Below are 6955 nucleotides of genomic sequence, written 5' to 3' on the forward strand. Positions count from 1 at the left end.
TTGGCCACCTGGCGAACGTCGGCGAGATGCTTGTTCGATTCGCGGCAGGTGTCGTGGATGTCCTTCAGCGGCGCGCCGGACAGCTCGAACTGGCCCCCGGGCTCGAGGCTGATCGAGGCGGTGAAGCCCTCGGCGTTCTCGCGCTCCAGGGCGATGACGAAACCGCCTTCGCGCACCTCGCGCCAGCCGAACCGGGTCAGGCCCTCCAGCATGGCCTTGATGCCGTTCGGCCCGTCATAGGCCGGACGCCGCAGCGTCGACATGTCGAAGCCGAATTTCTCGTGCTCGGCGCCGATGCGCCACTGATCCTTGGGTTTGGACCCCTTCGACATCGCGCCGATCAGGTCTTCGCGGGTGAGCGGTTCGGCGTCGGCCATGCGGTTCTTTCAGCCCCAGAGCCCGAAGGCTGTCGTGGCGGCTAGATGGGGCGGAACGTCGCGTTCCTCAAGGGTCGTCGCGATGGATCAGGCCGTGTTTCCTGCGGGCCGTGAACGGGGTCATGACGCTGACGAAGAAGGCGATCGACCATCCCAGCAGGATCGCCCCCGCCACGCCCTCGATCGCGCCCAGCAGCCGCCACTGCGGCGCCATCAGCGAATCGTCATAGCCGATCGAGCCATAGCTGATGCTGGAGAAATAGACCGCCTCGCGCATGTCGGGCACGGCGCCGATCGTTTTGTAGAGGGCGGCGTACATCCAGATCTCCGCCCCATGGAGGACGAACAGGCCGAGGACCACGACGATGGTCAGCAGCGCGTGCCGCCACAGCGGCCCCTCGACATAGGACCGGTTCGCCCGGATTTCGTACATTTCCAGGCCGCGCCCGAGGCTGAGCAGGCCGAAGCCGTGGATGCTGACGGCCAGCAGGGCCATCACCGTCGACAGGGCCAGTTCGTTGAACATGCCGCATCCTGCCCCGAAGCCGCCGGTCCCGCTAGCGGTCCCAGTCGCCGACCGCCGCCTGCCACAGGGTCAGGGCGGCGGTGGCGGCGGTGTCGGCCCGCAGGATGCGCGGCCCCAGCGAGACGGCGGTGGTGAAGGGCAGGACCCGCAGCCGCTCGCGCTCCTCCGGCGAGAACCCGCCCTCGGGGCCGATCAGCACGGCCCAGGGGTCTCCGCCGGCCTCCGCCAGCGCCCCCATCGCCGGCGCCCCGCCGGTCTCGTCGCAGAACATCAGCCGTCGCCCGGCCTCCCAGCCGTCCAGCAGCTCGGCCAGCTTCACCGGCTCGTCGATCATCGGCACGTCGAGCCGCCCGGTCTGTTCCGCCGCCTCGATGGCGATGGCGTCCAGCCGGTCCATCCGCACATGCTGGACCTGGGTCCGGTGGGTGACCACCAGCCGGATGCGCCGCACGCCCAGTTCGGTCGCCTTCTCGACGGCGAACTCCAGCGCGCTCTTCTTCACCACGCTGATCAGCAGTTCGACATCGGGACCGGTCGCCTGCGGCCGGACCTGTTGTTCGGCCCGCAGCACCACGCCCTTCTTCAGCACCTCGGTGATGACGCAGCGCCACTCGCCGTCGACGCCGTTGAAGACCAGCAGGGAGTCGCCGATCTTCAGCCGCATCACCTGGGTCAGATAGCGCGACTGGTCCAGCGTCGGCAGGACGGCGGCCTCGGGGGCGAGGGGGGCGGGGACGTGGAGGCGGATCATGGGGCCGTTCTTAGCTTGTCATCCCGGACGAGCGAAGCGAGATCCGGGACGTGCTGGGGTTGTATAATCTCGATCTCTCCCGGACGGCCCGTAGGGTCGAGCCGGGAGAAGGGCACGTGGCAAAGCGCTTCTATGTCTATTTGCTCGCGAGCGGCCCGTGCGGCTGGCTGTACGTTGGCGTCACCAACGACCTGATCCGACGGGTGGCGGAGCACAAGCAGGGTCTGATCCCCGGCTATACCGCCCAGCGCGGCATTGATCGCCTGGTCTGGTACGAGACCCACCAGTACATCGATCAGGCGATCCTCCGCGAGAAGGGGATCAAGCGCTGGCTAAGAACCTGGAAGTTCGCCCTGATCGAGGAAGGGAATCCGCACTGGGGCGATCTGTACGGAGAGTTGTGCGCGCGGGGTTCCTAGGCCCGGTTCGGCGAAGCCGACCGGGCCGGCGACGTACATCTTCCACCCGTCCCGGATCGCCGCTGCGCGGCGTCCGGGATGACAAGGATCCCAGCCTTCGCCCTAAAGCGTCCGCGCGATCAGCAGCTTCATGATCTCATTCGTCCCGCCGTAGATCCGCTGCACCCGGGCGTCCTTGTACAGCTGGGCGATCGGATATTCGTTCATGTAGCCGTAGCCGCCGTGCAGCTGCAGCATCTCGTCGATGACCTCGCCCTGGATGTCGGTGACCCAGTATTTGGCCATCGAGGCGGTGGCCGCGTCCAGTTTGCCCTGCAGATGCAGGCCCAGGCAGTGGTCGACGAAGACCTTGGCCACCGTCAGCTTGGTCTTCACCTCGGCCAGTTTGAACTGGGTGTTCTGGAAGTCGATGATCCGTTTCCCGAACGCCTTGCGGTCCTTGACGTAGGCCAGGGTCTCCTGAAGCCCGCGCTCGGCCGCCGCCACGCCCTGGACGGCGATGTTGAGCCGCTCCTGCGGCAGCTGCTGCATCAGCTGGATGAAGCCCTGGCCCTCGCCGCCGCCGATGATGTTCTCGCCCGGGACCTTCACGTCGTTGAAGAACAGCTCGGAGGTGTCGTTCCCCTCCATGCCGATCTTGTGCAGGTTCCGGCCGCGTTCGAAGCCCTCCGCGCCGTCGGTCTCGACCACGATCAAGCTGGTGCCCTTGGCGCCTTCCGACGGGTCGGTCTTGGCCACGACGATGATGAAATTGGCCAGCTGGCCGTTGGTGATGAAGGTCTTGGACCCGTTCACCACATACTGGTTCCCGGTCTTGATGGCGGTGGTCTTGACCCCCTGCAGATCGGACCCCGCGCCGGGCTCGGTCATGGCGATGGCGCCGACCAGTTCGCCCGACTGCAGCCGCGGCAGCCAGCGCGCCTTCTGCTCGGCGGTGCCGTAATGCCAGATGTAGGGCATGACGATCGCATTGTGCAGCGAGATGCCGAAGTGATCCGCCCCCTTCCAGCCCAGCTGGCGCATCAGCACCACCTCGTGCCGGTAGTCCCCGCCCATGCCGCCGTCGTCCTCGGGCATCGACAGACCCAGCAGGCCGGCCTCGCCCGACGCATTCCAAAGCTCGCGCGGCACGCTGGAGTTGGCCAGCCAAGACTGCACCGCCTCGGGCGAGGCGTGTTCGTCGATCCATTTGCCGACGGAGTCGGCGAAGAGGGTGATCTCCTCCTCCTGCATGAAGGCCGGTTCGGGGACGTTGAGGACGTTCATGGTGACACTCGCCTTCTCCCTCCCCGTCCCGGGGAGGGTGGTCGCGAAGCGACCGGGTGGGGACGGCTCAGGGAAGCGCGCCCGGCCCATGGGCGGCGCTCCCACCCTGTCGCCGCGTTGCGGCGACATCCCTCCCCGGGACGGGGAGGGAGAAAGTCACCTACGGCCGGCTCGCCATGCCCAGCTTGATCGGGGTGGCGTCGTCGGCGGCGCCGCCGCGCTTGACGCCCCACAGCAGGATGATCGGCGCGGCCACATAGATCGACGAATAGGTGCCGATGATGATGCCGGCCATCAGGGCGATCGAGAAGCCGAACAGCGCCTCGCCGCCGAACACCGCCAGCGCCGCCAGCACCATGATCGCCGTGACCCCGGTGATGATGGTCCGCGAGAGGGTCTCGTTGATCGACAGGTCGATCACCTCGCGCAGAGGCATCTGCTTGTATTTGCGCAGGTTCTCGCGAAGGCGGTCGAACACCACGACGGTGTCGTTCATCGAATAGCCGATGACGGTCAGGATGGCGGCGACCATGTTGAGGCTGAACTCGAGCCGCATCACCACGATCAGCCCGAACACCAGGATCACGTCGTGGACCAGGCCGGCGATCGCGCCGAAGCCGAACTGCGGCTCGAAGCGGAACCAGATGTAGGCGAACATCAGCACCACGGCCATTCCGAGCGCCAGCATGCCCGAGGTGAACAGCTCGGTGGAGACCTTCGACCCCACCACGGCCACGTCCGAATAGGTCACCTCGCCGACCGCGCCGGTGATGGCGGCCTCGACCTGCCGCACGACCTGGGTCTGGTCCCGCCCCTCGGGTATCTGGAACCGGACGATGGCCGTCGAGCCGTCGTTCACGTCGGTTCCGCGCCGGGCGATGCCCTGCACCCCGACGTCGCCGAGACCGAGGTCTCCCACCGCCGCGCGCAGTTCATCCAGCGCCACGACCTGCCCGGCCGGCTTGGACACCTCCATCGAGGCCCCGCCGCGGAAGTCGATGCCCATGTTCAGGCCGGGATAGAAGCACCCGACGATCGAGGCGATCACCAGCACCGCCGAGAGGACTCCGAACGCCTTGGAGAATTTGACGAACTGCAGGTTCGTGCGAACCGGCAGCAGTTTGATGAAGGGCCATCCACGCATCGCCATCACTCCGCGATCGGCAGTTTTTTGGGCTTGGCGACCTTCAGCCACCACGCCAGGGCGACCTGTGCGACCAGCACGGCCGACAGCATCGAGGTGAAGACGCCGATGGTCAGCGTCCAGGCGAAGCCGCGCACCGGGCCGGCCCCGAAGATGAACATGATCAGCGCCGCGACCAGGGTCGTCAGGTTGGCGTCGATGATGGTGCCCATGGCCTTGTTGAAGCCGGCGTCCAGCGAGGCGATGACGGACCGTCCAGCCCTCGCCTCGTCACGCATCCGCTCGTAGATCAGCACATTGGCGTCCACGGCCACGGCGAAGGTCAGCACCAGGCCGGCGATGCCGGGCAGGGTCAGGGCCGCGCCGGTCATCGACATGGCGGCGATGATCAGCAGGCCGTTCAGCAGCAGGCCGATGATCGAGATGCCGCCGAACAGGAAGCCGTAGGACAGCAGCATGAAGACGAGGATGATGATGAAGCCGATGGCGGTCGACAGGGCGCCCGCGGCCACAGCGTCGGCGCCCAGCTCGGCGGTCACCGTTCGGCGTTCCTCGACCTTCAGCGGCGCCGGCAGCGCGCCGCCGTTGAGCAGGTTGACCATCTCGGCGGCTTCCTGGATCGAGAAGCTGCCCTCGATGATGCCGGAACCGCCGGTGATGGCGCTGTTGATCCGCGGGGCCGAGATGACCACCCCGTCCAGGATGATGGCGAAGGGCTTGCCGATGTTGGCCGCGGTCGCCTCGCCGAAGCGGCGGGCCCCGGCGCCGTCGAAGCGGAAGCCGATGGCGGTCTGGTTGTTCTGGTCCGTCGTGACCTCGGCCCGGGTCAGGTTCTCGCCCGAGACCAGCACCCGCTTCTTGACCAGATAGGGCATGCCGGTCGCGTCCGGGACGACCTCGGAGTCCGGCGGCGGGAAGCCGGCCAGGGCCTCCTCGATGGAATTCTCGATGTCGACCATCTGGAAGGTCAGCTGCGCCGTCTGGCCGATGATCCGCTCCAGCGCGGCCGGATCGCTCTCGCCCGGCGCCTGGATGACGATCCGGTCGGCGCCCTGGCGGGTGATCGAGGGTTCGCGGGTGCCGAGGCTGTCGATCCGGCGGCGCACCACCTCGATCGACTGGCTGACGGCGTCGGACGCCATCGAATCCATCGCCGCCTGGGTGTAGGCGTAGCGAATGCGGTCCTCGCCCTGGCGCTGCACCGTCCGGTCGGCGATCGTGCCGGCGCCGGTGATCAGCGTCCGCATCACCTCCAGCGACTGGTCCATCGTCGCCGGCTCGGCCAGCGTCACCACCACGCCCGCGCCGTCCCGCACGACGCCGGAGATGTCGATCCCCGCCTCGCCCAGCACCGTCCGCGCGTCCTCGCCGAGGTTGTTCAGCCGGGCCTCGCGCATCGCCGGCACATCGACTTCCAGCAGCAGGTAGGACCCGCCCTGCAGGTCGAGCCCGAGGTTCACGCCGCTCTTGGGCAGCCAGCCCGGCAGCGCCGTCTTCTGCTCGGCCGTCAGCAGGTTCGGGTAGGCGAACAGCAACCCGAAGGCGAAGGACAGGGCGAGAAGGATGACCTTCCAGCGCGACAGATGGATCATGCGGGCTTCCCCGACCTTTCAGAGCGGCGAGATCAGGCCTTGGTGACTTGCTTGGTGTCGTTGGCGGCCACGCCGGTGCGGTCGCGCACCTGGGTGATCATCGCCTTGACCACGCGGACGTTGACGCCCTGGGCGACCTCGACCATGGCCTCTTCGTTCTCGACCCGGGTGACCTTGCCGATCATGCCGTTGGACAGCACCACCGTGTCGTTGCGCTTCAGCGCCGAGATCATCTCGCGGTGGGCCTTGGCCTGCTTCATCTGCGGGCGGACGAGCAGCAGATAGCCCATCACGCCGATCAGGATGATCGGGGCGAACTGGATCAACATGGCCATCAGGCCGCCGTCAGTCGTGGTCATCGATGAATCTCTGGCAACGGGCCCCGCGGCGCCCTTGAAAATGAGGCGCGGAACCTAGGGCGCGCCGCCTCACATTGCAACGCGGCGCTTGGCTGGAACCCGTCGTTTGCGTCAGCGCGGCAACACGCTCAGCGGGTCGATCGCCGTCGGCTCGTCGCCGCGCATGCGCCAGGTCTCGAAATGGATCGAGGGCCGTCCGTCGCCGGCGGTCGTTCCGACCGTCCCGATCACCTGCCCGGCCTGCACGTCGTCGCCGTCGCGCACAGTGGCCGTTCCGAGATGGCCGTAGACCGAGCGCCAGCCTTCGCGGTGCACGATCAGCACCGTCAGCCCCTGCCCCGCCAGGTCGTCGCCGACATAGCCGACCCGGCCCGCCGCCGAGGCCCGGACCTCGGTCCCCTCGGCCGCGCCGATGTTGATGCCGTTGTTGCGCTCGCCCATGCCCACCGGTCCGAAGCGGCGCAGGATGTCGCCCCGCACCGGCCAGTCCAGCGTCCCGGCGGCCGCGGGCTCGCCGACCG

At 67.7% G+C, this 6955-nt stretch carries 9 protein-coding genes; 1 reads left to right on the forward strand and 8 read right to left on the reverse strand.

The annotated features are described in order from the left end of the window. The 3 genes from RDU12_RS08060 to RDU12_RS08070 all read right to left on the reverse strand — a co-directional run. Nucleotides 1–377 (reverse strand): glutamate-cysteine ligase family protein (locus RDU12_RS08060; protein WP_308684414.1); only part of this gene is annotated, 377 nt, incomplete at its 3' end. A 67-nt stretch (nucleotides 378–444) separates the two neighbouring features. Beyond that, a complete protein-coding gene (locus tag RDU12_RS08065) occupies nucleotides 445–903 on the reverse strand; it encodes an ion channel (protein ID WP_300292479.1) in 459 nt (152 codons plus the stop codon). A gap of 31 nt (nucleotides 904–934) precedes the next feature. Continuing rightward, nucleotides 935–1654: a 16S rRNA (uracil(1498)-N(3))-methyltransferase gene (locus RDU12_RS08070; RefSeq protein ID WP_308684415.1), complete on the reverse strand. Its 720-nt coding sequence runs from the start codon at nucleotides 1652–1654 to the stop codon at nucleotides 935–937. A 116-nt stretch (nucleotides 1655–1770) separates the two neighbouring features. Between RDU12_RS08070 and RDU12_RS08075 the strand changes: the two genes are divergently transcribed. Continuing rightward, entirely contained in the window at nucleotides 1771–2073 is a 303-nt protein-coding gene (locus tag RDU12_RS08075) for a GIY-YIG nuclease family protein (RefSeq protein WP_300292979.1), read from the forward strand. A 102-nt stretch (nucleotides 2074–2175) separates the two neighbouring features. On the opposite strand, the gene RDU12_RS08080 is transcribed toward RDU12_RS08075, so the two are convergent. From RDU12_RS08080 to RDU12_RS08100, 5 genes are all read right to left on the reverse strand, one after another. Next, a complete protein-coding gene (locus tag RDU12_RS08080) occupies nucleotides 2176–3339 on the reverse strand; it encodes an acyl-CoA dehydrogenase family protein (RefSeq protein ID WP_300292977.1) in 1164 nt (387 codons plus the stop codon). Between the two features lie 160 nt (nucleotides 3340–3499). Then, nucleotides 3500–4489 (reverse strand): protein translocase subunit SecF, encoded by a 990-nt coding sequence (gene secF, locus RDU12_RS08085; protein ID WP_300292340.1) that lies wholly within the window; start codon nucleotides 4487–4489, stop codon nucleotides 3500–3502. Further along, a complete protein-coding gene (gene secD, locus RDU12_RS08090; protein WP_300292338.1) occupies nucleotides 4489–6075 on the reverse strand; it encodes a protein translocase subunit SecD in 1587 nt (528 codons plus the stop codon). Before secD ends, secF begins: the two co-directional genes overlap by 1 nt. Before the next feature lie 32 nt (nucleotides 6076–6107). Further along, nucleotides 6108–6434 carry a preprotein translocase subunit YajC gene (gene yajC / locus RDU12_RS08095; protein ID WP_300292336.1) on the reverse strand — a complete coding sequence of 109 codons (327 nt, stop codon included), beginning with the start codon at nucleotides 6432–6434 and terminating at the stop codon, nucleotides 6108–6110. A gap of 111 nt (nucleotides 6435–6545) precedes the next feature. Beyond that, on the reverse strand, nucleotides 6546–6955 hold a 410-nt coding region (locus RDU12_RS08100), incomplete at its 5' end, for a peptidoglycan DD-metalloendopeptidase family protein (protein WP_308684416.1).

This window comes from Brevundimonas sp., assembly GCF_031082345.1.
In the GTDB taxonomy this organism is placed as follows: Bacteria; Pseudomonadota; Alphaproteobacteria; order Caulobacterales; family Caulobacteraceae; genus Brevundimonas.